Raw genomic sequence first — 26,902 nt, 5'->3', positions numbered from 1 at the left:
AATTATTACAGTTATATTTAACTATCGTTTGTCTTCCCTATTCTTTGAGGCGCAGTTTAATTTTCCAGTATATTCTTTTAGCAATATGCTCCCAGTTAGTATAAATAACCCTAACGCAAATCCGCCTATAACATCTGTTAACCAGTGAACATTTAGGTATATTCTTGAAAATCCTATAAGTAAAATCATAAAAGAGGACAAAGTGATAGTGATTCCCTTTATTATTTTAGATTCAATTTTATGCATAACAAGATAAGTCAGAAATCCAAAAAATACTACTGCATTGGCCGTATGCCCACTAGGAAATGCAAAATCCGTTTTTGATATAATGCCCTCTAAAGGTCTTGGTCTTTTGACTAGCTCTTTTAATACTAGCACAACAAGAGCGTCAGATAAAACTGTAACTGCAAAAAACAGTGCAAATTTATTGCAGTACCGCTTTAAGAGAAATACGGATAGTAGTATTGATATTACAATCATGGATACAAGATCAAAAATAATATCTATCAGAATTGATAATGACGTAAATAAAGAATTTCTAATTTGAGGAATCGCCATATTTAGAAATAAATCTAATTTAAATAATGTCCCACTATTAAGCACTTCTAGAAATACCACCAGAAATAGTATTAAGGAAAATGCGTTAATAATAACTATGCTTATAGAAATTCTCATAATATTAATATAATAAAAAAATATTATTTAAGGAGCCTCTGAAACTGGCCCCTCGTATATTTCATCGCCCGTCTTTATTTTCGTGATTTTATCCAATCTTTTTTCAACTTCCTCAAGGCTTCTCTTTATTGACGCTATCTCTTTTCTTATTATCTTAATATCTCTTTCTCTCATAATATGACCTCCAATAAAGATTTACGGGGAAAGTCAATCATAGACATTATTTAGTAACATACCAAGATTTTAACAATTAATCAATTCTTTCCCCAACTCTTATCTTTATTATTACTTTAATACTTATATATTTTTGGATGTCAATAATATATATTCATGAGAATTATTTCCAATAGATTTAATAACTAATCAATTATACCGAAATCAAAGTTATTAGGTGATTCAAATGAAACTAACTGAATTTGAAAGGATGGTATATGATGGTTTGATGAAGTGTGACAATCTTGAAGATTGCAAAATGATTGTAAAAGAATCTATAAAGATGTTGAACGAATTAAAAGACGATGAAAATGCAAAGCCTTACTATCTAATGACTTTATCCAATCTTTCTACTATGCTCCAGATGATGAGCCATTCATTAACTGTTGACCAGTTTAAAGAAGAGCTTAATAAAGTAGTAGAGCTATAATTCACAAATAATAATAAAATCTACACTTCTCCCCTTTGTTTATTCCTTCTATGTTTTCATTTATTAGAACATAGCCTGTTGAATTTGAAATAGAAGATATAACCCCCGATCCCGAAAGTCTTATCGGGACGATTTCATTATCGTTTAGAACACATCTTACAAATTCGACCCTGCCTAACTCCGAAGAATAAGTTTCAGAAAATGGCAAATCAACTGATTTTACTATTTTTGTTTTCAAAATATTTTCTAGATATGGAACGATAAATAGATAGAACTGGACAAAAGATGCTACTGGGTACCCAGACATTATGAATATTGGAACATCTTGAACAGAAAAACCTATCGGCTTACCTGGTTTTATTGTTACTCCGTGGAATAAAATATTCTTAATAATTTTTGGAAGAAAATCTTTTTTACCAAATGAACTTCCGCCCGTTATTAATATTATGTCCGAGTCTTTTTTTGAATTTGTTATTGCATCTAATATTTCTTCTTTGTGATCGGCCACTCTAAACTGATGAACTACTTCACACAAAGCCTTTTTCGATAATGACGATAACAGTATTGAATTTGAATCAATTATTTTACCAGTTTCAATTTGATTTGCATCTTCAACTAATTCATCACCAGTTACAATAATTGAAATTTTAGGAGTTTTTTTGACAAGAATATTTTTAATTCCAAGAGATTTTAAAAGAGAGAGGTGTTCGGGGGATAACATAGTTCCATTTTTTAGTATTAGATCTCCTTTCTTAACATCTTCGCCCTTTCTTGAAACATGAAGGTATGGGAAAACTTTTTTGTAGATTCTAACTTTATCATTATTTGTTTCTGTGAACTCCTGCATTACCACTGAATTCGCACCTTTTGGCATCATCGCACCTGTCATTATTTCTATGGCCTTACCAGTTACTACCTCTTTATTTGATATTTTTCCAGCGGTCACGAAATCAATAATATCTAGCGTAACATGCGCCCCTTCAGAGATGGAAAATGTATCCCTAGCTTGCACAGCATAACCATCCATCGCAGATCTATCAAAAGCGGGCGAATCAAAAGGTGAAACTATATTTTCAGAAAGGACTCTGTCCAGTGATTCATTTAAATCGATTGTTTCAGACTCAAATTCTTTCGAATGAGTTTTTACTAATTCCAATGCTTTATTGTATGGAAGTAATGATTTGAACTCTTTCATTTATTCCCTCAGGTGTTTTATTAAATGTGGAGCTTCAGAAATAATAATGTCAGTGCCAAGTTTTACTGCATTTAGACTACCAGGAAGACAAAAAATAATTTTATCCTCAATCGTTCCACAAACAGCACCAGAAATAATTGCTGGGAACCCTATTTCCTTGTAGCTCAGATATCGAAATATTTCTCCAAAACCTACTATTTCCTTATTGATAAGTTTTTTTACAGTTTGGATAGTGACATCCCTTTTTGTTATACCTGTCCCACCTGTTGTAACTATGCAATCTACTCCCTCTAAAGAATCATAAATGGCTTTTCTTATTTTCTCTTCTTCATCAGGCACAACTATTTTTTTTACAACATGATTATTTCCTGATAATTTCTCTAAGATATAATTACCTGATCTATCTTCTGCTACCTCTTTATAACAAGAATCTGATATAGTGATTACGGCATAATTTAGACTTTTAGGAGCCTTACTTTTATGCTCTCCTGAGGACATGACTATTTCTCCTTTTTAATGACTCTTATAGGTCCAATTTCTGTATCTGGATATTGGCCAGAAGAATTCTTCTCATTTGACTTAACCATATCCCAAATGGTAAGTAGGGCTACAGAAACTCCTGTCAAGGCTTCCATTTCAACACCTGTTTTAGATTCTGTCTTCACTGTGCAAGTCACACTAATTGACCCATCTTTAAACTCAAATTCTATGTCCGCCTTGTTAATCGGGAGCTGGTGGCAAAGAGGGATTATGTTAGGTGTCTTTTTTACAGCCTGAATACCTGCAATCTGGGCAGTAGTAAGGACGTTTCCTTTTGTAATCTTATTCTGCTTTATCAACTTTATAGTATCTTTTTTGAGCTTTATCTCCCCCTCAACAACAGCCGTTCTAACTGTTAAATCTTTTGGCGTTATGTCCACCATTTTTACGCCTTTATCTGATAAATGTGAAAACATTCTATATGCCTCCATGCCAAAATACATTGTCTTCCATATACTCTTTCTTAAATATTGGCACTTCCTCTTTTAGTCTTTTAAGGATATATTTACATGCTTCAAATGATTTTGCCCTATCAATTGATTTCACTATTATTAAGACTATATTGTCTCCAACAAAAAGTTCCCCGTATCTGTGAATAACTGTACTTTCAATGATGTTATATTTTTTCGCTGCATCAGCTTCAATTTCCTTTAATTTTTTTTCTGCCATTTTGGCGTAAGCATCAAGTTCCATTTTCATAACTTTTTTTCCATCCATTTCGGATTTAACTGATCCTAAAAATATTACTGAAGCCCCACACTTGTCATTCTTTATTTTTTTTAATTCATCATCAATGCTAAAATCTTTTCTTTGAAGTTTGATCATTAGCTAACCACCGCTTGAAGGCATCATAATGGCAACTTCATCACCATCATTTAATAGGGCATCAGTTTTGATATACTCTTGATTTAGGGCCATTACTATATTCACATTATCTTTTAACTTGTATTTTTTCATAATTATCCCTAAAAGATCATTTGTAGTTTTACCCTTTTTTATTTCCATAGATTCTTGAATCTTACCCGTCAAATCTTTAAATAATGCGAAATACTTCACCGTTACTTTCATTTCAGCACCAGTAAGGTGTTTTTGTTTTAATAGAATAAATCAAGGACTCTTTTAGTTTTTCGTGATCAGAGAACTCATTTATTTTTATTAAATCATGATTTCTGAAAAGACAATTTTTTATCTCCCCTTCACTTGTTACTCTTATACTCATACAATTATTACAGAATACGGTGTTATGCATTGATCTTACTACTTCAATTTCTTGGGGTAAAAAGTATTTTTTTCTGCGTTGTTTTTGTCTTTCAACGATTTTTATAGAATGTTTTTCTAGATATTCTTCAATAGGCAATAAGCTCGCATAATTTTCTCTATAAAATTTAGAATCTGTTCCATTTTTTTCAGATATAAGTTCAATTAATTGAAGGACCATTCCTTCTTTTGTATACCTGACTAAATTTTTAATCTCCTTATAGTTTCTCTGCATTACAACCATGTTGACTTTAATTGGAAATATTTTTTCATCATAAGTTTTTTCAATTCCATCTAAAACATCCTGCAATTTATTCTTACCTGTAATACTCTTATAGATCTCTTCATTTAAAGTATTCAACGTTACATTGATTCTTGATATCCCTGCCTCTTTTAATTCTGAGATTTTTTCACACAACAGAACTCCATTTGTCGACATAGATACATCTTCCATGTATTTTGAAGCAATTTGAATAATCTCAACTACATCTCCCCTCAAAAGCGGCTCTCCACCAGTAAATCTAACTTTTTTGATGCCCAAATCTTTAGAAACTTTAAGTAGATCTTCAATTTCTTCTTTTTTTATCTCTCTCTTGCCATTATATGATTGAGAGCACTCGCCTTCATGGTGACAATATATGCAATTTAAATTGCATCTTTGAGTTAAAGTGATTCTAAGTACTTTCACTGGTAATTCTGACATTTTAATCTTCCAACAACAATACTTCTAACTCTTCACCTTTATCAACAAATTCAGTGTTCTCCCCAATTATTGCGATACCTTCTGCTTTTAAAAAACTTGATATGGCACCACTGCCACGAAATATGGATGAAACTTTGTCTCCTTGTATTATAACGGGCAAAAAGTCCTCCCTTCCTCTTGTGGAATAAATCCTTTCACCTGAAATAAATTTCTTCATTTCTATTTTTTTCTCTAATCCCGCCATTTTATAGACAAAAGGCAATACCAAGACGTTGAATAGTACAAATGAAGATGTAGGGTGCCCAGGAAGGCCAAAAATAAGTTTGTTGTCTTTCAAGCCGACTAATGTTGGTTTTCCTGGTTTGATACTTATGCCGTGAATTATTAAGTTACCAAAATTATTGATTGCTTCCTCGACAAAATCCCTTTCTCCTTTTGATGCCCCGGCAGAAAGGATTATTATATCGCAATTTATTGCTTCATTTAGTTTAGAAATTATATCCTCTTTGCTATCTTTTGCAATACCAAGATTATAGGTATCACAACCTAACTTTTCTAATTTTGAAGAGATATAAAATGAATTAACATCATAGGTTTTTCCATATTCAAGAGTTTCCCAAGGATTTATAATTTCGTTACCTGTTGAAAAAATCCCGATTTTTAATTTTCTATACACTTTGACTTTCTTAATACCCAATCCTGAAAGAAGTCCAACTACTCTAGGGGTAATAAGGGTATTTTTGGGCAAGATATGATTTCCTTTTTTTATGTCATATCCTACCTTCATTATATTCTCTCCAGGCGTCACCCCCCGTGTTAGAGTAATATAATTACCTAGATTCTGGGTATTCTCGATCATAACAACAGAATCGGCACCTTCTGGGGCGGGGGCACCAGTTGCAACGTAAGAGCATTTCCCCTTTTTAATCGAATACTTTGGAGAGTTACCCGCATTTACACTTTCAATCAATCTTAGTTTTACCGGCGAATTTTCACTAGCTTCGAAGGTATCTTCTGATCTAACTGCAAATCCATCCATTTGTGATTTAGGATAATGGGGTACGTTAATCGGGGAAATAATATCCTCAGCCAATACTCTGTTCAAAGAAGAGATTAGCGGTGTATCTTCTGACTTTATATCCAAAGATATAGTTTTATTAATTATATTAATCGCTTCTTCATAGGTTTCAAGTTTTAAGAATTTCACAAAATCCCTGCATCAATATATTCATCTCTTAATAACCTGAAGTGCAGTGGCTTTAAAAAATATATTGATATCTTTACCTTCTATGATACTAAGATTTTCAATTGATTGTTTTGTAACAGCAGCTTCAACTTCAAATCCGCAGTCTATCCTTACGATATGATAAAATCCATGTTTAATTACAGAAGTTACTTTTCCTTTGAAATTATTTCTAGCGCTTGTGTCCCCCTTACCCAAGATTATATCTTCAGGCCTAATAATTAGTCTTACATCTTGTCCAACTTTGAAATGATCCGATAAAGTCACTATTTGTTTTCCATTTACATCTACTATTAGTTCCTCTTCTTTTTTTTCAATAACTTTACCTTCCCAAATGTTTTCAATCTTTACAAACTGCGCAATTTCTTTTGTTACTGGTTTGTAGAATATTTCGTCAGGATTTCCTACTTGGACAATTGTTCCCTTCATCATAATTCCTATTCTATCTGCAAGTAGTATAGCTTCTTCTTGGCTGTGGGTAACGTGGACAAAAGTTATACCTTCTGTTTTATGGAGTTCTTTCATATCTGAAATAAGCTTCGATTTAGTGTTTTCATCAAGGGCTGAAAAAGGTTCGTCCATAAGAATAATCTTGGGATTTATTGCCAAAGCTCTTGCCAATGCAACTTTTTGCTTTTCTCCACCACTCAATGTCTCAGTATTTCTATGCAAAAGGTGGTTGATTTTTAGCATTTTTACAAGCTCTGAAATTTTTTCTTCTCTCTTTTCTTCAGGAACTTTCCTCAACTTTAATCCATACTCAATATTTTTCTTAACATTTAGGTGAGGAAAAAGTGCATAGTCTTGATAGACAAATCCTAACCCTCGATTCTCAGGGGAGGTAAAAGTGACGTCACTACCATTTATCATGACTCTTCCTTCCTTAGGGAAATACAAGCCAGCAATTATCTCTAGTAATAAAGTCTTTCCAGCTCCAGTTGGCCCCAATATAACAAAATATTCACTTTCTTTGATATCAAGTGATATGTTTTTCAGCGTGAAATCTCCCCAATTATTACTTAGATTTTCTACATGTATCATATTCTTCTACCTCTCTTTGAAACTAATCTCAAGACAACAAAAGTAATGAAGCAAATCATAATCAATAAAACGGCAATAGGCTGTGAACCTAAGAGTCCATTACTGTTGAATCTGGCCAATATCAAAGTCGAAGCTATCATGGGGTAATATGCTATTATAATAATTGCACCAAATTCACTTATTCCTCTAGCCCAGGACATAATTGCGCCGGAAAATATATGGCGTGATGTCAATGGCAAGGCTATTTGATAAAATGATTTCCATTGAGAAGCTCCAAGAGTTCTTGCAACGCTTTCTAGATTTGGATTGACACTCTTAAATCCTTCTCTAGCTGTGCCAACAAAAAAGGGACAACTTACAAAGAGCATTGCCATTACAATCCCCAAAATGTTGTCCTGGAAAACTATACCTAATTTTGAAAATGCTATTCCAACAGCCCCCTTTTTCATGAGCAAAGAAAATAGTGCAATTCCTGCTACTGTATGTGGGATAATGATTGGTATATCCACTATTGCTTCGATGATATCTTTTCCATAAAACTCATATCTTGCAAGAATATATGCAAGAGGAATTCCTAGAATAACTCCTATTACCGTTGCAAGAAATGAGGTATATAATGTTAACCAGATGGATTTTATTACATCTGGGTCTTTAATAACCTTGATAAACTCTCCTGGATGGAGAACTAACTGACTGTATAACATATTTGATAAAACAGCCATTATATAAACTACTATTAACATTCCCAAAATAAAAAAAAGAATTAGAAGAGGATTTCTTCTAATTTCCGAAATCATATTTGAACCTCCTTAATCGATCATTTCTACATATTTTTTCAATTGTTCTGGAACATTACCTGATCCTAATGCAGGAACTGTGGGTGGCTGCCCCATCTCTTTGAAAATTTTCTGTCCGCTTTCGTTTATAACTTGTTCAGCGTATTTAATTCCCAAATCTTTGTTTGGTGCATTTTTCGGAACTGTAATTCCGTATGCTATAGGTGCGGCTATTTGTGTTTTTCCATTAGATATGGTCACATGGATTTTAGCATAAGTTGAATCATACTTTACATCCTTTAGATTTATTGAAGGAGGTAGTTCAACATAGTCTAATTTGTTCTGTTCTGCGACTGATCTGTATTCAAATGCATAGTCAATTCCACCAGCAAGAGTCATAGAAACTAAATCTTCAGATTTGTCTCTTATAGTGACATATTTTGTATCTGGATTCAAGCTTTCAGGCGTTGTTATTTTGTAAATTCCATTTTCTTCTTTTGCAGTAATGGTTGTATGTGATCCAAGTAATTCATCGAATACTGGTTTATTATATGCAAGATCGGCAAGTTTTATTGTCATCACTGTTCTGTATCCACAGGGGTCTATATTTGGATTTCCAAATCCCCATAGAACATCAGGTCTCTGTATTACTTCGTACCAGTTATCAGCATTAATTTCGTTTGCATATTTACTCTTATCAGTGTAACAAAGTACAATCTCATTTGTAGCAAAAACAATGTACCAGTCAGCATAATCTGGATACATCATTTGAGGTATCAGTTTGTAATCAGCAGATCCAATGACATCTGCTTCCTTTCCCAAATCAGTTACTTTTCTGATAGTGTCTACACTACCAGCACCTTCTAATTGTGCATCTACGTTCTTATTTGCCGTTTCAAAGTTCTTTTCAACAGCTTGGAATGGCTGAGCCAAACTTCCAGCGTGGAATACGCTTATTGTCTTAGGCTCTGGTGCTGTACATCCCAAGGTTAAAGCCACCATTATTCCTATGAGGAACAATGCTGATATCTTAAGATATGTTTTTCTTTTATTCAAAATATCACCTCGTTATGATTAAAAGAAGATAACGCTATATAAATATAACGAATTATTATTCATATTAAAAATAATTCGTTCCCGGAATCAAAGAATATTTAATTATTCTTCGATAGAGATTATGTCGGCAGGGCAAATGTTTTCTGCAGATTTTGCACATTGAGCCATACTTTGGTCAATCTCCCCTTCAAATTCATTATCTCCTTGAAATTCCTCTGAAATAATTGCCATTCCTTCAGGATCAGGAACGAATACTTCAGGACATTCTTTGAAACAAACTCCGCATCTTGTACATCCTTCTTTGATAATCACCTTCATTTAATCACGATATGATTTTATAATCATATGGATTATAAGGTTTTCTAAGCCGTCCCACAAAATTTATATAGATACTTAATATAATCAAATATAGAGTCAACGGATAGTGAATCGATGAATATTGAAGGCGGAAGTTTTACACTTTGGGAAGAGTTCTACAATGCTTCTATTAGGTTATTGAAGATGGAAAAATATGTAGAAGCAAAGAGACTTGCAAAAAAATCACTTAACGAAGCTATAGATGTCTACGGTTCCTCGCACTCGACTTCAGGTATGAGTCTTTTTTTGCTAGGGCTCATTTCACAATACAAAGCAGAATTTGCCGAATCAGAAGTCTTTTATGAAAAAGCTCTTTCAATATTTGAAAGAGTGTTTTCCGCAAAGGATATAGTAGTTTTAAACGTCTTGCAAAACCTTGCATTTGTTTACCAATCTCAAGGTAAGTATCCCGAAGCAGAACAGCTTTATAAAAGAGTGCTGAAACTCAAGGAAGAAGATTATGGAAAAGAAAATTCTCAGCTGATCCCTATACTCTGCTCACTTGCAAATCTCCTAAAAGAGATGAAAAAATTCGATGAATCAGAAGAACTTTATACAAGAGGGCTACAAATTTTAATACATCAATACGGGCCCGATCATCCTCAAATTGGGGACATATATGTAAATCTTCACAACATATATTCAATCCTAAATAAGAGGGAGGAAGACAAACAACTTTACAACTTTTTAAAAAAACACTCAGATTATTTCTAATCTGTATCCCTTGTCTTTTTTATACTATTAATCTTAAATAGATAAAAAACTAATTTACTAGTTGGTGATAAAATGGCAATTAGTGCAAGAAATAATATGGAAGGAATTATTAAAGAAATAAAAAAGGGAGAAGTTGCAGCCACAGTTAAAGTAGAAGTTACAAAACCATCCATAATTACTTCAATGATTACAAGAGAAGCTGTTGAAGCTTTAGGATTAAAAGAAGGGCAAAAAGTTAAGGTGGTAATCAAATCAACTGAAGTAATGATCGCTTTGGATTAATAAACAATCCTTTGAAAATATTTTGGAATGATTACCAAAATCTATATAAATAAATGAAAAATATCATTCATGAGGCATACACATGAAGAAAATATCAGTAACACTGATTTCATTGATTCTCTTATTGGGCACAATTGGAATTGGGTCTGTTTTTGGATGTGCCGTACCTGAGTTTTATGTTACTAATCATACTGTGCATGTAGGTGAATTTATTACTGTAGTTGCAGTTAATTATTCCAGCAGTGGTTGTATTAACCCTAATAACATAAAAATACTTGAAGAAGATTGCTCTACTCCTTCAGATAAAGCTATTTTAGTTAGTTCAAAATGTGAGGGGGATAGACTTACAGTCACCTATAGAGCAGTTAAACAAGGAACTGTTAAATTCGAATACGTGACATGCAGCGAGGAAGTAACAATACTCCCAAAATCACATCCAATGTTGTCTTTTATGAAAATACTCGGATTTGGAAAATCTGATTAAATTTTATTATATTTAAAAATTTAGAGAAATAGCGATACATAGAGTGCCATAAAGACGATAAATGTTCCAATAACAGATCCTAGGTGAAGTTGTGTTGGCGATATCTTGCTCTTTTCCCTTAGTTCATTTAGCATAAATTGCATCCCTGGAAGTGCTAGAGTCAATCCCCAAGAGAGGTATCTAAAGTTTGCAGTGTTCATGTTAGCTTGTTGCTGTTCCTCTTTTGATTTAATAAGCTCATCTTTCAAATCTTTTAGGTTCCAATCCAATTCTTCATTTTTGACTCTGTAACTTTCAACTGCTCTCTGCATTTCAATTATATTCTCTGTTAACTTTGCATTCTCTTGTGTCAATTTAGTAATCTCATTTCTTAAGGCATCTATTGATCCACCATAGTTCTCTTCTTGGTAGAACACAGAATAGAAATTCTTTTCAGACCCAGGAATAACTGTTGAGTAAAAGAACCTTCCTCCTTGGAGCCTCCACCCTGTGGAATCAAAAGGTTTGTACCCACTTGGCAGAGTTATTTGGATCGTGGCTAGGTCATCTGGACCTAATTCAGAATTAATCATGTAGTCGAATGAGTTTAGAATATTTGGGACAAGGTTAAATATGGACTGTGAATTTACAACATAGATTATATTAAATTGATAATTTAAAAGTCCCTTTTTCCCATCAGTATCGATTGTAAATCTAGTGATAGTCGAATCTGGATCTAGAGTTACAATCACTTTGTTCCATGTTGAATTTGAATCTTTATAGCTTAGATCTATGTTATCTATTATATTCTTAGGTATACTGTTTTCAAATGTTATCTGCCCTTGTGCATCTGAAAGTATAATTTGATGAGTTAGATAGGTATATTGTTGATCTATATTCACATCTGTTAAAATATTCATTTGAGCGGAGGAATCCAAATCAATAGTATCTGATGTAATGCTAAAGGAATAAAGGAAACTATCAGCTTTAACTTCAGATTGATTTAGCATAAAGGCTCCAATAATGAATAATAACACATATATTTTATATTTTCTTGACATTTTTAATTCCTCCGCAAATTTGATAGACTATAAAATCTTTAAATTACTTTTCATTTATTTACAATCAATAATTTACACATTCTAAGTTATGAATAATATATACAATATCAAGAAAATTACAAATGTGCCAACGACTGAACTTATCAATAGTTGGGTTGAAGTTATGACTGATTTAGTCCTAAGTTCAGCAAAGAAAAGCAATAATATTGGCAATAATATTGTGAGCCCCCATGAGAACTGCCAAAAGTTATTTGAAATTCTATCTGATACTTTTCTTTCTTCTTCAGCCTTTAGAAGTCTCGCAGTAAGATTTTCTATTTCTGATGAAAGATTTTGATTTTCAACTTTATAGCTATCCACACTTTGTTGTAGTTCTAGAATCGTTTCTGATAAATTTAAATTGTCCTGCCTTAGATTAGCTATCTCTTGTTTTAAAGATTCTAAAGATCCAGAATAATCATTGTCGGTGTTGAAGATTGTATAGAAGCTACCAGAAGTCTTGGAAATTTGTGCGGAGTACACAAATCTTTCATCTTGGACTCTCCACCCATTACTATTAAGTGGCTTAAATCCTTCAGGCAGGCTCAAATTTATACTTGCTACATCAGCCTCACCTATTTTTGCTATTAAGAAATATTCAAAAGATAGGAGTGTATTCGGTTTAAGAGTATAAATCGAGGAAGTGTTTAATTTATAATTTAAGATAAAATTATAACTATCGGTGCCTCTTCTCTCCGCAGTATCAAATGAAAATCTGGCATTTGAGACTTCAGGATCCAAAGTAATTGCTACTTCTTTCCAGCTAGAATTGGCATCTTGATAAATCAACTGAACTTGAGTTATAATAGATTTAGGTATGGAAGTATTAAAAATAATAGTTTGGGGTGCGTCTGATAGATTTATTTTGTTACTTATGGTTGTGTATTGCTCTGATATATCCACATCAGATAATATTTCGATTTCCCCAAAAGGTATCATTTCTGTCGATTGGGGTGAGAAATCAAAAGAATATACAAATCCCTCAGCATCCGCTTTAGGTATACTAATTATTAATGATCCTAGTACCAGACATATTATAAAAACTATTGATTTATTATGCGTAATTTACACTCTCCGGTGTCTTAAGGATTGGAGTCAATATAAAAATCTTTTGCTTTTAATTTTAAGATATACTTTTAAAGATGTAATAAAATATAATTTTTATGGCAACTTTGGATGATGTGTTACATGTTATATCCACAGATGATGATAAAGCAAAGATTGTTGCCATGGAGCTAGCTAATGATAATGGGAGGCGAATAATAGACGCTTTTTTTATTGAGCCACATTCAGCTGGTGATTTAGCAAAGAAGTTGGGTATTCCAATGCCTACTGTGATGTTCCATATAGAAAGATTGATGGAAATAGGAATTATAGATGTAGTTGATACAAAACTTTCAAGAAAATTTAAAGATATTAAGTATTATGGCCCTAAAAAAACTGCTATCCTTATAGTTCCTTCTCAGAAAGAAGAAACTGTAAGAACTCTCTCAAACAGCCTTAAAACTTCTTATATTCCTGCGCCCACAGCATTGTTAGTGATGTTTCTCGTTGTTATTCTCGGCATAGGGTTTAGTGCTCCGGGTATTATTCAAACCTTTCAGTCAAATCAGCCCAAAGCTATGTCCGAGGGTTTAGGAGTTAGTGAAGAACTAAGGCAAATGGATTATGAAAAAGATAATATAGCCACAATTCAAGTGGTGGAGCCTAAAAATAATCCACTCACACCTCTAACCTACACATTAATTGGTGGTGCGGCTTCAATATTATTAATACTAATACTATTAAGAAGAAAAGGTAGATGATTTGAGAGTAGGAATAATCTCCAGAACAGATCGAGAAAAAGCATTAGAGATATCTCGGAAAATATCAGAGATCTTGAAAGGAAAACATGAAATCTATTTTGATGAAATATTAAAAAAACACTTCCCTAACAATAATTATTCAAAAAAAGCTGGCGACATAGATTTATTGATATCTGTCGGAGGTGACGGGACGATATTAAAGTCTGTCAGACGATATCAGGATACATTAATACTAGGAGTGAATATGGGTACAATTGGGTACTTAAATGAGATATCGCCTGAAGAAATAAATTCTATACTAGATATAATTGAAAATCACAAAATTGAAGAACGTTCTATGATTTCTTGTACGATAGGTAATAAGATTGTAGAGGCTTTAAATGACATTGTAATAAGGACAGAAGTTGCCACAAGAGTGTCCCAGGTCAAAGTACAGATTTCTGACCAAGAGTATATTATCTCAGGCGATGGAGTTATTATTACGACCTCAACAGGATCCACCGCGTACTCTTATTCTGCAGGAGGGCCAATAATAAAATCCAATTCTCAGGAATTTGGCATTACACCTATTTGTCCTCTATACCGTAAAGCAAGTCCAATGGTATACCCAGACCACGAAACTGTCATTGTCACTGCATTAGACAGGCCATGCACTATCGTAGCAGATGGATTTCCGCAAGGCACGATGAAATCCGGCGATAAGATAGAAATCAAAAAGAGTATTCTTAAAGCTAGATTTGTAAAGAAGTGAATTTAGTGAAGTTCATACTCGACGCATCGGCTTTTATAGGTGGTTTTTTACCCGAAGAAGATGAGTATTTAACCGTCTATGAGGTAATTGATGAAGTTGAAGATAGTCAATCCAAAGAAAGATTATCTTATTTCTTAAATTCTGGAAAAATCCAGATAAAAGAACCAAATCCAGAAATTGTAAAAGAGGTAATTAATAAAGCCAAAGAAACAGGAGACAATCTGTCTTTGACTGATATTAAACTAATTGCACTTGCACTTGAGTTGGATTCTACGATTATCTCTGAAGACTATGGGATACAGAATATTTCTTCTATTTTGAAAGTTAAATACAAATCGATTAGAGAATCTGGAATAAAAAACGTAATCCATTGGGAATATTATTGCATTGGCTGCAAGAAAATATATCAAAAGGATAAAAAAACGTGTCAAGACTGCGGAAGTATAATAAAAAGATGGCCTAAAAATAAAAAACATTAATTTTTCTATTTATTGTTTGAATTATATTAATATGCTATAACCAATAAATTTATATTTAGGAACACTTAATATTGTTAGTATGGTCAACACTACTGAGACAGAAGAAGATTATCTAAAAGCCATATTGAATATTACAGAGGGCAAAGGTTTTGCAAGAACGAAAGACGTCGCAAAGGCATTAGGCGTAAGACCTGCAACTACAGTTGAAATGCTAAAAAAACTTGAAGAAAAGGGTTTAATAAAAAGAGAACATTACGGACCAACAGTTTTAACGGAAAAAGGAACCAAAATAGCAAATATTACACTTAAAAAACACAAAGTTCTTCTTGATTTTTTTACGATGATACTAGTGCCGGAAGAAGAAGCCGAAAAAGATGCATGTGATATGGAACACAGTCTAAGCAAGATAACAAATGAGCAGCTTATTAAATTCATGGCATTTTTATCGCATGAAGGGTTCTTTGAGATTTGGGCAAAAAAGTTCAAGGACTTCTCCACAAGCGGTAAATTAAAACCTATTAAGGTCTCTGAAGATGAATATTATTACGATTTGGCGTCCCAAAATATGAAATAATCTTCTAAAAAAATAAACTATTTAAGAAGAGAAATAATATTAAGTTCATGATATCTCTTGGGATAGAGGGTACAGCACATACTCTTGGGATTGGGATAGTTTCTGAAGAAAGTGTACTATCCAATGTTACTGATTCTTATTGCTCAGATGGAGGAATTCATCCTAGAGAAGCAGCAGACCACCATGCCAGTGTAATAGGAAAGGTAATGGAGAAATCTTTATCCGAAGCAAGAATCAAAAAAGAAGATATTGATTTAATCTCTTTTTCAATGGGGCCTGGTCTTGGGCCATGTCTTAGAATTGTTGCAAGTGCTGCAAGATCTCTATCGATTAATCTAAATGTTCCTATAATTGGTGTTAATCACTGTGTTGCCCATGTGGAAATTGGCAGATTTATTACAGGAGCAAAGGATCCAGTTACCCTTTATGTTTCTGGAGGAAATACTCAGATACTTGCGTATGCAGAGGGAAAATACAGAGTATTTGGAGAAACTCTTGATGTTGGCATAGGCAATATGCAGGATACTTTTGGCAGAGAATTGGGGATAGGATTTCCCTGCGGTAGACAGATAGATGAACTTTCCAGTAAAGGACAAAAATATTTACAGTTGCCATATACTATAAAAGGTATGGATTTTTCTTTTTCAGGGCTTTTGACAGAGTCGATCAAAAAATTAAAAACTAATAACCAAGAAGATGTTACTTTTTCCCTTATGGAAACTACATATTCTTTGGTAGTTGAAGCATCTGAGCGGGCAATGTCCCACACTGAAAAAAATGAATTATTATTGACTGGAGGAGTTGCATCTTCTAAAAGATTAAAAGAAATGTGCAACACTATGTGTTTAGAAAGAGAGGCTAAACTTTTTGTTCCGTCTCCGGCCTTATGTCGGGATAACGGAGCAATGATAGCCTACCAAGGATTAATAGAATGGATTAGTGGCAAGAGAATGGAAATTAAGGACACCATAATAAAGCAAAAATGGAGAACAGACGAGGTGGAGGTTAATTGGTTATAGATGACATCCAAAAGGCTGTAGAAATTATAAAGGAAGGAGGGGTCATTGTATACCCAACTGATACCTGCTATGGAATGGGCTGTGATGCTACTAATTCTCAGGCGATTGAAAAAATATTTAGGATAAAAGGTAGAGAACAAGACAAACCACTCCCACTGATAGCTTCTTCAATTGAGATGATAGGAAAATATGTTTTTCTGGAAGAAAGAGCAATAAAATTATTCAATGCTTTTCCAGGAATATCAGTAGCCCTCAGAAAAAAAGGAAATGCCATACCTGACATCGTAAACAAAGAAAAACTTGCATTTAGAATACCTGCAAATGAGGTATCAAGAAGATTATCTGAATTGTCAGATAAACCTATCATCTCCACAAGTGCGAATAGATCTGGGGATCCATCTCCCTACTCAATCGAAGAAGTAAAATTTAGTCTCAAAAACTCTTTAGAAGAAATTAACCTATTTATCGACATTGGAGTCCTTGATAAAAATCCTCCCTCAACTATAGTTGATTTAGTTGATGGTGTGGTGGGGCGAATAGGCAATGTAAAAGAAAGACAAATAATGGATGTGCTAGGTGGTAAGCTTTGATTCTAAAAAAAGGTGCAGAAGCAGATCTTTATCTTGAAGATTTCAAGGATGTATTCGGATTTGACTTTTATGATGAGAAGGTCGTCACTAAAAAAAGAGTAAAGAAAAATTACAGAATCAAAGAAATTGATGATATGATCCGGGGATTTAGAACTGTAAAAGAGGCAAAGATAATCAATAAAGCAAAACTCTCTGGAGTACATTCTCCAGCACTATACCTTGTCGACTTGAAAGAAAAAAGCATCGTGATGGAGTATATAGACGGAATTCGATTAAAAGAATATTTTTCTTCAAAAGGACTGGACAAAGAAATAGGATTCCACATCGGCAAATCAGTTGGCTATATGCACAAAGCAGGGATAGTCCATGGAGATCTCACAACATCAAACATGATATTAAGTAATGGAAAAGTGTATTTCATTGACTTTGGTTTATCGGAGGAATCAGAAGAAATTGAGAAACAGGGGATAGATATACACCTTTTAAGGCAGGCTTTAGAAAGCACTCATTTTGATATCTCTGAGGAACTATTTAGGGCAGTACTTGAAGGATATTCAAATGTGATTGGAAACGAAAAAAAGGATGAAATCCTTCAAAGAATCGAACAAATAGAAAAGAGGGGAAGATATAGAAAAAGAGATTAAATCTTTTCTAATTCGCTTAAAACTTCCCATAGAATAGTTCTCGTATGCATTGGCATGTTTGGGTCATTCGAAATCTCGTCCAAAAGTTCAACTGCAGCATGTGCTCTTGATTGGACAGGTTCAGAAGTGTCAAGTAGTCTATCTGCAGCTTCTTTTGCAGCTCTTCTTATATTCCTAGGAACACTGTTGTCTTCGTTAACAAATTCGTTTAAGTACTCGACTATACCTTTAATATTTTCTTCAGGCATTACATCACCTCTTCGTATAACGCATGAATATCTAATTGCTTTAAAACTTTTATCTTTAGAATATTTAATTTATTATAAATAAATAGGTTGTAACTATAGACATTATGCCAAAAATAGCTCCAATAAACCAAATTACGAGAACCAGGCTTCTTTCAGTGAGTTTAAAATGAGAAGTAAGAGAATTTGCAACTGAGAGATATTTTTGAGGGTGTAAAATGCCTTCACTATCAACTTTTGTAGGGCCATATTTTTTACCGCTGAATCTTCTCATCGATTTAAATAAAAATTCTATGATTTGGGGAACTAGAAGTATTACTCCAATTATCTCTATATTTTTTATTATAGAAAATGATGCGATTACAGCACCAACTATTAATGTTCCTGTATCGCCAGGGAATATTTTTGCAGGATATTTATTGTAAATTAGAAAAGCGAGGAAAGATAAGGTGAAAGTTAGAAGATAAATTGAAGTTTTAAAGTCGCCCAAGAGAAATATGCAAATTGAGAGTGAAAGAGTTGATATAAATCCTAACCCAATCTCTTCTCCGTTAAATCCTGCCAGGAGATTTGTCAGATTTGAAGCTGCAGTTATGCCTATTGGAACTATAATATAATAAAGAAGGCCTAAATTTATTACAAACAAAATTAGATTTAGTGAAGTATCACTGACAAAAAATAATAAAGGTACCCCGCCCAATAAACATGCAATCGTTTTGAGTAATTGTGGCATGTTATAAATATCATCTATCAGGCCAACTAACCCTATAATTGTAATTGGAAATATAAACATCAGTATCAACGCATCATGGACTAATAAATAATACAGAATAAAAATAGGAATTGTACCAAGGAGCATAGATGTGCCCCCAGCTTCTGGAACTTCAAATCGCTCATTCTTATGGAGGTCAACACCAAATACACCATGGTTTTTATTGAACTTTCCAATTAGAGGGGTAATGAGAAGTGTAATTATGAATGAAATAATTGGGAGCAATAAGATATTCATAAAATAACTGTTATATAGGTATTCTTAAATATTGTTATTATGGAGAAACAACTCGCTCGCTATGATCTTTTTCTATTCGACATGGACGGTACTTTAGTAAAATTTAAACTTGATTTTGAACATCTAAAAAGAGTTACAAGAAAAATTCTAGAAGATAATGGCATTTTTCTAGAGATTAAAGGGTCTTTAATTGAAACATTAAAAGAATTAAGGCCTGTATTTGCCAAAGAAGAAGATTATGCTGAATTTGTTGCGGGAATTGAAAATATTATAGTCCAGCATGAGATTGAAGCATCGGAGAAAGCCGAAGCTTTTCCTCATTCTAAAGATTTACTAGATATATTAAAATCAAAAGGAAAGAATATAGGGATTATTACACGAAACAGTAAAGTTGCAGCTATTAAGACTCTAGAAGTTTCTGGATTAATTGAATATATAGACGTTATAGTTACTAGAGAGGATGTTGTAAAAGTTAAGCCAGATCCTGGACATGTAGAAATTGCCATCAAATATCTAAAAAGAAAGCCGGAGAACACAGTTGTTATTGGGGATCATAAGTATGATATAGATTCTGGCAAAAGAGCAGGATGTTTTACTATAGGGATACTTTCAGGTGTATCCTCAGAAGAACTTCTAAATCAAGCAGACCTTATTGTCTCTTCATTAGATGAAATAATTTCATTTTTATAGTTTATAGACAATAAAGTTTTTAAACAGCAATTTAATCGTTTCGTATATATCCAAAGAAAGGAGGGTCACAATGGAATACAAAGTTATTGTTTCTTACCAAGATGGTAAAACTATTCAAAAAGAAGTTAAGGATAAACAGGCAGAATCCCTCTTTGGTTTAAAAATTGGTGAACAGTTTAATGGTGAGACGATAGGACTTTCTGGCCATGTATTAAAGATTACAGGAGGATCCGATAAAGACGGATTCCCAATGAGGAAAGACCTCGATGGTAACAGAAGAGTAAAACTTCTGCTTTCCAAGGGTGTTGGCTTTAATCCAATAGAACACGGCGAGAGAAGAAAAAAGAGAGTTAGGGGAAACACCATAGACGAAGACACTGTCCAAATTAACACCAAAGTAATTAAGCCTGAAAAATACGAAAATCCTGAAGAAAAGAAAGCAGAAGAAGCACCAGAAGAATCAAAGTCTTAAGTGCGGATAATAATTTATGATAAGGGTGATATATAATTGGGACAAGCTGAAGTAAATATAGGTCTTGTAGGGCATGTTGATCACGGTAAAACAACTTTGACACGAGCTCTATCGGGAGTATGGACGGACAAACATAGCGAAGAGCTTAGAAGAGGTATTACTATAAGACTAGGTTATGCAGACATCGAGTTTAGAAAATGTGAATCATGTGAAGGGATAGAAGCCTATACTACTGAAAAGACTTGTTCTAAATGTGGCGGAGAATCTAAAATTTTGAGAAAAGTCTCTTTTGTCGATGCACCTGGACATGAAACCCTAATGGCAACAATGCTTTCAGGCGCAGCAATAATGGATGGGGCAATATTGGTGATTGCAGCAAATGAAAAATGCCCACAACCACAGACAAGAGAACATTTGATGGCCTTAAACATTGTCGGGATTAAGAATATTGTTATCGCACAGAATAAAATAGAGCTTGTTTCTAAGGAAAAAGCAATTGAAAATTATAATCAAATAAAAGATTTTATTAAAGGAACTGTAGCCGAAAGCGCTCCAATTATTCCTATATCTGCTCAACATAAGGTAAATATCGATTACCTGATAAAATCAATTGAAGATGTAATAAAGACTCCAAAAAGAGACCCAAATAAACCACCAATAATGTATATTGCAAGGTCTTTTGATACAAACAGACCTGGAACATTTCCAGAGGACCTCAAAGGAGGAATATTAGGCGGATCGCTTATCCAGGGAAAACTAAAAGTTGGGGATAAAATAGAAATAAGACCTGGATTTGAAAAAGTTGAGCAAAATAAAAAAGTTTTCAAGCCAATATTGACAGAAATATCAAGTTTAAATGTTAGCAATGAATCCGTTGAAGAAGCGCTGCCAGGAGGACTTCTTGGAGTTGGAACGAATCTGGATCCCGCGGTTACAAAATCCGATACACTAGCAGGTAGTTTATTAGGGCATCCTGAAGAGTTGCCAAAAGTATGGGAGAATTTGATCCTTGAAATTAATCTCCTTGAAAGAGTCGTTGGTACAGAGGATGAAATTGAAGTAGACCCTATAAGGCCTAAAGAAATGCTTCTATTAAATGTCGGAACAGCAAAAACAATAGGCACAACGACAAAAGTTGGTAAAGTCACAGAATTGGTATTAAAACTTCCAGTATGTTCTCTAGTTGGTGAGAGAGTAGCCATCAGTAGAAGGGTAGGGGCCAGATGGAGACTAATAGGCTACGGAATAATAAAATAGTTGTAATTCTTGATACAAATTTTCTTCTTCTTCCAGGTAGATTTAATCTTAGAATTGAATCAATCGAAGATGTCATCGAGAAAAAATGTCAAATATTGATACCAACTAACGTTATATCTGAACTTAAAAAGATAGAACTTACAGGGTCGGATAGAATCTCTAAAGAAATTGCTCTAAAAATTTCTGAACGTTATGAAAAAATTGACTTTGAAGGTTCAGTTGATAGATCAATATTAGAATATGCTCGAAAAAATAAATGCGTTGTAGCAACAAACGACATGAAATTGAAGTCTGAGTTAAGAAAACTCCAAATCCCTGTTATTTTTCTAAAGAAAGGATTAAGACTTGCTCTTGAGGGCTACATTGAATAGATTGTTTTCTTGATAATTGATATGTTATCGCTCACTGAATTAGATGTATCCACAACTATTACGTCTTCTTCAAATTTTTCAAATATTTTCTTCATTTTAAGATATACATTGTAGTCTGCGTCACTATATTTGTCCTTTCTTTTTGTTATTCTTTCCTTTAGAATATTTTCAGGAGTTTCACAATATACAAAATATACTTTTTCACAAAAGGGCTTTCCAACTTCCTTTGTCTTTTCTCTTAATAATTTTGTATAAAAGGTTCCGTCAAGAATGACATTTTTTCCTATTGACAAATATTTTTGAGCTTGAGAGAATAGTTCATCGTATACTACTCTTTTATCTTCTTTATCATATATTGGCTTTTCAAAAATCATTTTCCTGATCTTGTCAGTTGAAAAAACAATGGCATCTATCTCTTTTGACAGTGCATCAGCAATAGTAGTTTTCCCTGTCCCCGGAAGACCAGTTACAATAATAAGCATAAGCTATTTTCTAAGGTAAGTTTTAAATATATTACCCAAAATATAAACTGAGGGATAATTTGCCAGATAGTTTTACAAAATTACCTTTTAAAAAGGTAAGAATAAACGAAATACCGAATGAAAAACATGTCAGTGTAGTAGGGGCCATAATTAAAAAAGATGGAAATGATATTCTTTTGGACGATGGCACAGGCCAAATTGAAGTTGTTTTTGGTGAAGATATTAATTTTAGAGAAGGAGACATTGTTAGAGTGTTCGGTGTTTCTATCTCGGGATCCCTTAAAGGAGAGCTAATCCAAAACATGTCAGATCTCGATATAAAGCTCTACAGGGAAAGTTTTGATAAAATTAAAAATCTATATTATAAGTAATTTCCAATAAATTTATATAAATATATTAATAACTATAGAATAGAGGTTGTAAGGTGAGCTAATGTTTGAAGCTGTTTTGAGTGCTGAAACATGGAGAAAATGTGTCACTGCTATTGGCAGTCTTGTGGAAGAAGTTCCGTTAAAGATTACTGACGAAGGTATTGAATTAAGAGCTATGGATCCATCTCATGTTAGCATGATTGATTTTAAAATGAACAAGGAAGTATTTGCAGAATATAAAACTGATAAAGAAGCTATTATAGGCATTGACATTGAAGATATGTCAAAATTCATTAACAGGAGTAGAAGCGATGATATTCTTGTTCTAAAACTAGATGAAGAGAAAAACAAAATACTCATGGTCTTGAAAGGAACATCAACTAGAAGATTCGGGTGCCAGCTTATAGACGTCACAGAACAATCGAATCTCAAAATGCCTGCCTTGAATACTTCTTCTAAGGTAAGACTAAATTCTCAGGCCTTCAGAGAGGGTTTAAAAGATGCAAATATAGTTTCAGATCACGTTTCTCTAAAAGCGGACGACGCATTCTATATGAATGCCGAAGGTGACACAGGCGACATTGAAGTAAAACTTGAGAAGGGTGACCCTGATCTTTATGAGCTGATTGTGTCCGCAGGAGCTTTTTCAACATTTAATTTGAGCTACTTAACTGATATGTCAAAGTCAATACCTGGAGAAATGTCAATTGAAATAGGAAACGATATGCCTGTAAAAATTGAATTTGAAATCGAAGGCGCATCTTTTGTATTCATACTAGCCCCACGCGTAGAAAGATGAGAAGCAAATGGGAAAATATAATGACGACCCAATAAATATTTTTAGAAAAGAATGTATAAAAATGGGTTTGATTGACTCTAATCAGGAAGATAACAAAGAGATTCTTGATTTATTAACTCAAAATTTTTATGAAGACACACTTGAAGGTAAAATCAAAAAGGCCAAGAGTGACTACGCTAAAATGCAATTTGAATTTTTTTGTAGAAAAAAATTTAGATATATAGTTGGGGAATCTCTTGGGAACTCAGTTTCCAGTAATGGAATAGAAACTAAAATCTCTAAAGATATTCAAGACCTTCTTAATGAATACAAAGGCAATATATTAGATGTAAAAATTCTTGCTAAAGACATAAGGGAAAAGGTTTTTAAGGAGGTAAAGCTCTCACAAGATGTACCAGAGTTCATAGGAGAGGATATGAGGTCCTATGGGCCGTATAAAAAAGGGGAAATAATTTCAATCCCCTTGAGAAATGCTGAGATATTAATACGAGAGAAAGTTGCTGAGAGCTAGTCGAGAGTGATTCTTATGAAAATGCCAAAAAAGATGAATACTTACTGCCCGACCTGTAAGAAACACACGTCACATAAAGTTGAGACTGTAAAGAAAAGGAAAAGAGGAGAACTTAGTGCAGGTCAGAGAAGGTATAGAAGAAAAATTAAAGGTTACAGAGGTTTCCCCAGATCTTCAGTAAGTGGTGGGAAAGCTATAAGCAAAGTAGATTTAAGGTATAGATGCGAATTATGCAAAAAAGCCACTACAAGAAAAGGCTTCAGAATTAGAAAGTTAGAGTTCGAGGAGGCATAAAATGAAAAAACTCGTTTCAAAATTTTTGAGAGTGAAATGCACTGACTGTTCAAGTGAACAGATAGTTTTTAACAGACCCGCTATTACTGTAAAATGCCTTACTTGTGGGAAATCCCTTGTCGAGTCAAAAGGTGGAGTAGGCAAAATTAATGCTGAAATACTAGAAGTGTTGGAGTGATTATTTAATGCTCGAAAAGGCATACCCTGAAGAGGGAGACCTTGTCATGTGTTCCGTTAAGGAAGTATTTCCCTACGGTGCATTCGTTATCCTTGATGAATATGACAAGGAGGGCATGATACATATAAAAGAAATCTCCTCCAGTTGGGTTAAAAACATTAGAAATCATGTCAGGGAAGGCCAAAAGATAGTATGTAAGGTTCTAAAAGTTGATGAATCTAAAAATCATATAGATCTTTCCCTAAGAAGAGTTACAAGCCAACAGAAGAAAACAAAAGTGCAAGAATTCAAGAGAGAAAAGAAAGGCGAAAAACTACTGGAACTATATGCAACAAACATTGGAGAAGATTACAAAGATATTATCCATAATATCGGAGTGCCCATTGTTAATAAATATGGGGAGTTATATGCCGCTTTTGAAGAAGTCTCAACAAAAGGCAAGAGTGTTTTAGAAGGAGTAATAGATGAGAAGTACCTTGATGGGCTTTATGAAATTATTAAAACTAATGTTGAAAATCCATTAGTTTCTATAACTGGCCATATAAATCTTGAATGTTTTTCTGGCGACGGAGTAAATGTAGTAAAAGACGCTTTAGTCAACGCCAGAGAAAAATTCAAAGACAAAGTGGAAGACGTAGAGATAAGGAACGAAGGGTCTCCCAAATATTCTATTCACATTGTCGCCGAAGATTATAAAGCAGCAGAATCTGTTTTGAGAGATATTGCAGAGATGGCAATTTCTCATGTTCAGAGTAATGAGGGTAAAGGATCCTTTAAGAGATCATAATATGAAGATGAAAATCTGCCCTAAATGTAATAAATATACATTAAAGGATTTATGTCCTTTGTGTAACGTCCGTACAGTAAATCCTCACCCCCCAAAATTTTCGCCCGAGGACAAATACGGTAAATACAGAAGATTAATCAAAAAAGAGCGTGGAGTGTTATGAAAGAAACTTATATTGTTGAAGAAATAAAAGATATAAAACTTGATAATCCACTATTTGTGGAAGGCCTTCCAGGAATAGGGCTTGTTGGAAAATTAGCTGCTGATCATCTTATCCAAGAATTAAAAGCTGTTAAATTTGCTGAGTTATATTCTCCAAGATTCCCTCATCAAGCTTTAGTTGAAAAAGATTCAACTATGAGATTGATGAAGAACGAATTTTATTATTACACCGGCGGAAAAAGAGATATATTGTTCTTATCTGGTGATACCCAGCCACCCCCCACAGACGCATATGGACATTATGAAATTTCCACAAAAATTCTTGATTTTGTTGAAAAATTTGGTGTCAAAGAAATGTTTACATTGGGCGGGTACTCTACAGGCGGATATCCTGTGAAAGAACCAAAAGTATTAGGCGCTGCATCTGACATTGAAACAGTCGAAAAATATAAAGATAAAAATATTGTTTTTAGAGAAGACCCAGGTTCCGCAATTGTTGGTGCATCTGGACTTCTTATTGCAATGGGAAAAATTAGAAACATGAAGGGCCTATGTCTTTTGGGAGAATCTCCGGGATATATAATTGATGCCAAAGCTTCAAAGGCAGTTCTACAGGTATTAGTTGATATATTAGAGCTCGAGATTAGCATGGAAGAGTTAGACAAGAGAGCAGAAGAAACTGAAAAAGCACTTTCAAAGATACAAGAAATGCAGAAGAATATGACTGAATATCAGACATTGCCTCCTGGAAATGAAGAAACAGGTTACATCAGGTAATTATTTTTTATTTACTTTTTTTCATTAAATGATTGATTATCCTTTCATAGATATTTGGGTACTGTCTATCCTCTCCACCATCTAGAGAAGGATTGTCATTTACTTCAATCACATACAAATCTCCGTGACTTTCCTTAATGTCAACTCCATATAGTCCATTTCCGATAGCATTTCCTGCCTGTATCCCCAGAGCTATAATATCTTTCGGTACATGTTCTTTTGGAACACTTTCAACGTCACAGTATACTAGATGGCCATTCACAGAAGCTTGTATCTTAAAAGTTTCATTAGGAATTATGTATTTACAAGCGTACAATAACTCTCCATCAAGAACCCCTATTCTCCAATCAAACTTGCTGTCAATAAATTCTTGGACTACAACCCAATCTGACAATTTAATGAATCTTCGCGATACTTTTATGAACTCTTCTTTGGTATAGACTCTTTCCACTCTTGCTGAAAATGAGGTCGATGGTTCTTTTAGGATTATTGGGGGATTAAACATTTTGAATACTTCTTCGAGATTTTCTAAAGTTACCTCTCCTTTTTTCATAAAAATAGTCTTTGGCATGGGGATGCCCCTTTTCATA

42 protein-coding genes are annotated in these 26,902 nt (G+C 33.7%); 23 read left to right on the top strand and 19 right to left on the bottom strand.

What is annotated here, in order from left to right:
• Window positions 1-21: 21 nt before the first annotated feature.
• Window positions 22-480, bottom strand: coding sequence for a phosphatase PAP2 family protein (locus tag KO464_07595; GenBank protein MCC7573240.1), 459 nt, complete (start codon window positions 478-480; stop codon window positions 22-24).
• A gap of 222 nt (window positions 481-702) precedes the next feature.
• Window positions 703-849: a hypothetical protein gene (locus KO464_07590; protein MCC7573239.1), complete on the bottom strand. Its 147-nt coding sequence runs from the start codon at window positions 847-849 to the stop codon at window positions 703-705.
• A gap of 226 nt (window positions 850-1,075) precedes the next feature.
• Here KO464_07590 and KO464_07585 point away from each other — a divergent pair, with 226 nt between their 5' ends.
• The gene (locus KO464_07585) at window positions 1,076-1,318 is read left to right on the top strand and encodes a hypothetical protein (protein ID MCC7573238.1); all 243 of its coding nucleotides are present in this window, start codon (window positions 1,076-1,078) and stop codon (window positions 1,316-1,318) included.
• 1 nt (window position 1,319) lies between these two features.
• Here the strand turns inward: KO464_07585 and KO464_07580 are convergent, their stop codons facing one another.
• The 11 genes from KO464_07580 to KO464_07530 form a co-directional block, all read right to left on the bottom strand.
• Complete coding sequence (locus KO464_07580; protein MCC7573237.1) at window positions 1,320-2,513, bottom strand: molybdopterin molybdotransferase MoeA; 1,194 nt, start codon at window positions 2,511-2,513, stop codon at window positions 1,320-1,322.
• Complete coding sequence (locus KO464_07575) at window positions 2,514-3,011, bottom strand: MogA/MoaB family molybdenum cofactor biosynthesis protein (protein MCC7573236.1); 498 nt, start codon at window positions 3,009-3,011, stop codon at window positions 2,514-2,516.
• A 2-nt stretch (window positions 3,012-3,013) separates the two neighbouring features.
• The gene (moaC, locus tag KO464_07570; protein ID MCC7573235.1) at window positions 3,014-3,469 is read right to left on the bottom strand and encodes a cyclic pyranopterin monophosphate synthase MoaC; all 456 of its coding nucleotides are present in this window, start codon (window positions 3,467-3,469) and stop codon (window positions 3,014-3,016) included.
• Window position 3,470: 1 nt separating this feature from the next.
• Window positions 3,471-3,878: a molybdenum cofactor biosynthesis protein MoaE gene (locus tag KO464_07565; protein MCC7573234.1), complete on the bottom strand. Its 408-nt coding sequence runs from the start codon at window positions 3,876-3,878 to the stop codon at window positions 3,471-3,473.
• Window positions 3,879-3,881: 3 nt separating this feature from the next.
• Window positions 3,882-4,121, bottom strand: a complete 240-nt coding sequence (locus KO464_07560) for a MoaD/ThiS family protein (GenBank protein MCC7573233.1) — start codon at window positions 4,119-4,121, stop codon at window positions 3,882-3,884.
• 1 nt (window position 4,122) lies between these two features.
• Window positions 4,123-5,013 (bottom strand): GTP 3',8-cyclase MoaA, encoded by an 891-nt coding sequence (gene moaA, locus KO464_07555; GenBank protein ID MCC7573232.1) that lies wholly within the window; start codon window positions 5,011-5,013, stop codon window positions 4,123-4,125.
• A gap of 1 nt (window position 5,014) precedes the next feature.
• A complete protein-coding gene (locus KO464_07550; protein MCC7573231.1) occupies window positions 5,015-6,220 on the bottom strand; it encodes a molybdopterin molybdotransferase MoeA in 1,206 nt (401 codons plus the stop codon).
• A gap of 21 nt (window positions 6,221-6,241) precedes the next feature.
• Complete coding sequence (locus KO464_07545) at window positions 6,242-7,297, bottom strand: ABC transporter ATP-binding protein (protein MCC7573230.1); 1,056 nt, start codon at window positions 7,295-7,297, stop codon at window positions 6,242-6,244.
• The gene (locus tag KO464_07540; protein MCC7573229.1) at window positions 7,294-8,094 is read right to left on the bottom strand and encodes an ABC transporter permease; all 801 of its coding nucleotides are present in this window, start codon (window positions 8,092-8,094) and stop codon (window positions 7,294-7,296) included. The genes KO464_07545 and KO464_07540 overlap by 4 nt, the downstream gene beginning before the upstream one ends.
• 12 nt (window positions 8,095-8,106) lie before the next feature.
• Window positions 8,107-9,075 carry a tungstate ABC transporter substrate-binding protein WtpA gene (gene wtpA, locus KO464_07535; protein MCC7573228.1) on the bottom strand — a complete coding sequence of 323 codons (969 nt, stop codon included), beginning with the start codon at window positions 9,073-9,075 and terminating at the stop codon, window positions 8,107-8,109.
• A 156-nt stretch (window positions 9,076-9,231) separates the two neighbouring features.
• Entirely contained in the window at window positions 9,232-9,447 is a 216-nt protein-coding gene (locus KO464_07530) for a ferredoxin (protein ID MCC7573227.1), read from the bottom strand.
• A 114-nt stretch (window positions 9,448-9,561) separates the two neighbouring features.
• Between KO464_07530 and KO464_07525 the strand changes: the two genes are divergently transcribed.
• The 3 genes from KO464_07525 to KO464_07515 all read left to right on the top strand — a co-directional run bounded on the left by KO464_07525 (window position 9,562) and on the right by KO464_07515 (window position 10,966).
• The gene (locus KO464_07525) at window positions 9,562-10,200 is read left to right on the top strand and encodes a tetratricopeptide repeat protein (protein MCC7573226.1); all 639 of its coding nucleotides are present in this window, start codon (window positions 9,562-9,564) and stop codon (window positions 10,198-10,200) included.
• Between the two features lie 72 nt (window positions 10,201-10,272).
• A complete protein-coding gene (locus tag KO464_07520; protein ID MCC7573225.1) occupies window positions 10,273-10,482 on the top strand; it encodes a TOBE domain-containing protein in 210 nt (69 codons plus the stop codon).
• An 82-nt stretch (window positions 10,483-10,564) separates the two neighbouring features.
• Window positions 10,565-10,966 (top strand): hypothetical protein, encoded by a 402-nt coding sequence (locus KO464_07515; protein ID MCC7573224.1) that lies wholly within the window; start codon window positions 10,565-10,567, stop codon window positions 10,964-10,966.
• A 20-nt stretch (window positions 10,967-10,986) separates the two neighbouring features.
• On the opposite strand, the gene KO464_07510 is transcribed toward KO464_07515, so the two are convergent.
• Both KO464_07510 and KO464_07505 read right to left on the bottom strand, forming a co-directional pair.
• Window positions 10,987-12,006 (bottom strand): hypothetical protein, encoded by a 1,020-nt coding sequence (locus tag KO464_07510; protein ID MCC7573223.1) that lies wholly within the window; start codon window positions 12,004-12,006, stop codon window positions 10,987-10,989.
• Between the two features lie 81 nt (window positions 12,007-12,087).
• Window positions 12,088-12,984 carry a hypothetical protein gene (locus tag KO464_07505; protein MCC7573222.1) on the bottom strand — a complete coding sequence of 299 codons (897 nt, stop codon included), beginning with the start codon at window positions 12,982-12,984 and terminating at the stop codon, window positions 12,088-12,090.
• Between the two features lie 224 nt (window positions 12,985-13,208).
• On the opposite strand from KO464_07505, the gene KO464_07500 reads away from it, so the two are divergent.
• The 7 genes from KO464_07500 (at window position 13,209) to KO464_07470 (ending at window position 17,907) form a co-directional block, all read left to right on the top strand.
• Window positions 13,209-13,850, top strand: coding sequence for a helix-turn-helix domain-containing protein (locus KO464_07500; GenBank protein ID MCC7573221.1), 642 nt, complete (start codon window positions 13,209-13,211; stop codon window positions 13,848-13,850).
• Window position 13,851: 1 nt separating this feature from the next.
• Window positions 13,852-14,601 carry an NAD(+)/NADH kinase gene (locus KO464_07495; protein MCC7573220.1) on the top strand — a complete coding sequence of 250 codons (750 nt, stop codon included), beginning with the start codon at window positions 13,852-13,854 and terminating at the stop codon, window positions 14,599-14,601.
• Between the two features lie 5 nt (window positions 14,602-14,606).
• Entirely contained in the window at window positions 14,607-15,080 is a 474-nt protein-coding gene (locus KO464_07490) for a ribonuclease VapC (GenBank protein MCC7573219.1), read from the top strand.
• Between the two features lie 79 nt (window positions 15,081-15,159).
• The gene (locus KO464_07485) at window positions 15,160-15,654 is read left to right on the top strand and encodes a metal-dependent transcriptional regulator (GenBank protein ID MCC7573218.1); all 495 of its coding nucleotides are present in this window, start codon (window positions 15,160-15,162) and stop codon (window positions 15,652-15,654) included.
• Window positions 15,655-15,701: 47 nt separating this feature from the next.
• Window positions 15,702-16,673, top strand: coding sequence for a bifunctional N(6)-L-threonylcarbamoyladenine synthase/serine/threonine protein kinase (locus KO464_07480; GenBank protein MCC7573217.1), 972 nt, complete (start codon window positions 15,702-15,704; stop codon window positions 16,671-16,673).
• The gene (locus KO464_07475) at window positions 16,664-17,263 is read left to right on the top strand and encodes a threonylcarbamoyl-AMP synthase (GenBank protein MCC7573216.1); all 600 of its coding nucleotides are present in this window, start codon (window positions 16,664-16,666) and stop codon (window positions 17,261-17,263) included. Before KO464_07480 ends, KO464_07475 begins: the two co-directional genes overlap by 10 nt.
• Complete coding sequence (locus KO464_07470; GenBank protein MCC7573215.1) at window positions 17,260-17,907, top strand: Kae1-associated kinase Bud32; 648 nt, start codon at window positions 17,260-17,262, stop codon at window positions 17,905-17,907. Before KO464_07475 ends, KO464_07470 begins: the two co-directional genes overlap by 4 nt.
• Here the strand turns inward: KO464_07470 and KO464_07465 are convergent.
• Window positions 17,904-18,155, bottom strand: coding sequence for a UPF0147 family protein (locus KO464_07465; GenBank protein MCC7573214.1), 252 nt, complete (start codon window positions 18,153-18,155; stop codon window positions 17,904-17,906). The two genes, KO464_07470 and KO464_07465, sit on opposite strands and share 4 nt — an antisense overlap.
• Before the next feature lie 64 nt (window positions 18,156-18,219).
• Window positions 18,220-19,161 carry a hypothetical protein gene (locus tag KO464_07460; protein MCC7573213.1) on the bottom strand — a complete coding sequence of 314 codons (942 nt, stop codon included), beginning with the start codon at window positions 19,159-19,161 and terminating at the stop codon, window positions 18,220-18,222.
• A gap of 39 nt (window positions 19,162-19,200) precedes the next feature.
• Between KO464_07460 and KO464_07455 the strand changes: the two genes are divergently transcribed.
• The 4 genes from KO464_07455 to KO464_07440 all read left to right on the top strand — a co-directional run bounded on the left by KO464_07455 (window position 19,201) and on the right by KO464_07440 (window position 21,951).
• Window positions 19,201-19,851, top strand: a complete 651-nt coding sequence (locus tag KO464_07455; protein ID MCC7573212.1) for an HAD family hydrolase — start codon at window positions 19,201-19,203, stop codon at window positions 19,849-19,851.
• Between the two features lie 70 nt (window positions 19,852-19,921).
• Entirely contained in the window at window positions 19,922-20,323 is a 402-nt protein-coding gene (locus tag KO464_07450) for a 30S ribosomal protein S6e (protein ID MCC7573211.1), read from the top strand.
• Between the two features lie 36 nt (window positions 20,324-20,359).
• The gene (locus KO464_07445; protein ID MCC7573210.1) at window positions 20,360-21,580 is read left to right on the top strand and encodes a translation initiation factor IF-2 subunit gamma; all 1,221 of its coding nucleotides are present in this window, start codon (window positions 20,360-20,362) and stop codon (window positions 21,578-21,580) included.
• Window positions 21,547-21,951, top strand: a complete 405-nt coding sequence (locus KO464_07440; GenBank protein MCC7573209.1) for a nucleotide-binding protein — start codon at window positions 21,547-21,549, stop codon at window positions 21,949-21,951. Before KO464_07445 ends, KO464_07440 begins: the two co-directional genes overlap by 34 nt.
• Here KO464_07440 and KO464_07435 read toward each other — a convergent pair.
• Window positions 21,939-22,433, bottom strand: a complete 495-nt coding sequence (locus tag KO464_07435) for an AAA family ATPase (protein ID MCC7573208.1) — start codon at window positions 22,431-22,433, stop codon at window positions 21,939-21,941. The two genes, KO464_07440 and KO464_07435, sit on opposite strands and share 13 nt — an antisense overlap.
• A 59-nt stretch (window positions 22,434-22,492) precedes the next feature.
• On the opposite strand from KO464_07435, the gene KO464_07430 reads away from it, so the two are divergent.
• From KO464_07430 to KO464_07395, 8 genes are all read left to right on the top strand, one after another.
• Window positions 22,493-22,804 carry a hypothetical protein gene (locus KO464_07430; protein MCC7573207.1) on the top strand — a complete coding sequence of 104 codons (312 nt, stop codon included), beginning with the start codon at window positions 22,493-22,495 and terminating at the stop codon, window positions 22,802-22,804.
• Between the two features lie 61 nt (window positions 22,805-22,865).
• Window positions 22,866-23,603, top strand: a complete 738-nt coding sequence (pcn, locus tag KO464_07425) for a proliferating cell nuclear antigen (pcna) (protein ID MCC7573206.1) — start codon at window positions 22,866-22,868, stop codon at window positions 23,601-23,603.
• A 7-nt stretch (window positions 23,604-23,610) separates the two neighbouring features.
• The gene (locus tag KO464_07420) at window positions 23,611-24,114 is read left to right on the top strand and encodes a hypothetical protein (protein MCC7573205.1); all 504 of its coding nucleotides are present in this window, start codon (window positions 23,611-23,613) and stop codon (window positions 24,112-24,114) included.
• Between the two features lie 15 nt (window positions 24,115-24,129).
• On the top strand, window positions 24,130-24,408 hold the full coding sequence (locus tag KO464_07415; protein MCC7573204.1) for a 50S ribosomal protein L44e: 279 nt from the start codon (window positions 24,130-24,132) through the stop codon (window positions 24,406-24,408).
• Window position 24,409: 1 nt separating this feature from the next.
• Window positions 24,410-24,586, top strand: a complete 177-nt coding sequence (locus KO464_07410) for a 30S ribosomal protein S27e (protein ID MCC7573203.1) — start codon at window positions 24,410-24,412, stop codon at window positions 24,584-24,586.
• Window positions 24,587-24,593: 7 nt separating this feature from the next.
• The gene (locus tag KO464_07405; GenBank protein ID MCC7573202.1) at window positions 24,594-25,373 is read left to right on the top strand and encodes a translation initiation factor IF-2 subunit alpha; all 780 of its coding nucleotides are present in this window, start codon (window positions 24,594-24,596) and stop codon (window positions 25,371-25,373) included.
• A 1-nt stretch (window position 25,374) separates the two neighbouring features.
• Complete coding sequence (locus tag KO464_07400; GenBank protein MCC7573201.1) at window positions 25,375-25,536, top strand: RNA-protein complex protein Nop10; 162 nt, start codon at window positions 25,375-25,377, stop codon at window positions 25,534-25,536.
• A complete protein-coding gene (locus KO464_07395) occupies window positions 25,533-26,312 on the top strand; it encodes a proteasome assembly chaperone family protein (GenBank protein MCC7573200.1) in 780 nt (259 codons plus the stop codon). The genes KO464_07400 and KO464_07395 overlap by 4 nt, the downstream gene beginning before the upstream one ends.
• A 7-nt stretch (window positions 26,313-26,319) precedes the next feature.
• On the opposite strand, the gene KO464_07390 is transcribed toward KO464_07395, so the two are convergent.
• Window positions 26,320-26,902, bottom strand: a 583-nt coding sequence (locus tag KO464_07390; GenBank protein ID MCC7573199.1) for a RimK family alpha-L-glutamate ligase, incomplete at its 5' end; no start/stop codon positions are given.

Source organism: Methanofastidiosum sp. (assembly GCA_020854815.1).
Taxonomy (GTDB): Archaea; Methanobacteriota_B; Thermococci; order Methanofastidiosales; family Methanofastidiosaceae; genus Methanofastidiosum.
The sequence above is the reverse complement of the archived record's forward strand: the minus strand, read 5'-3'. Positions and strand labels throughout refer to the sequence as shown.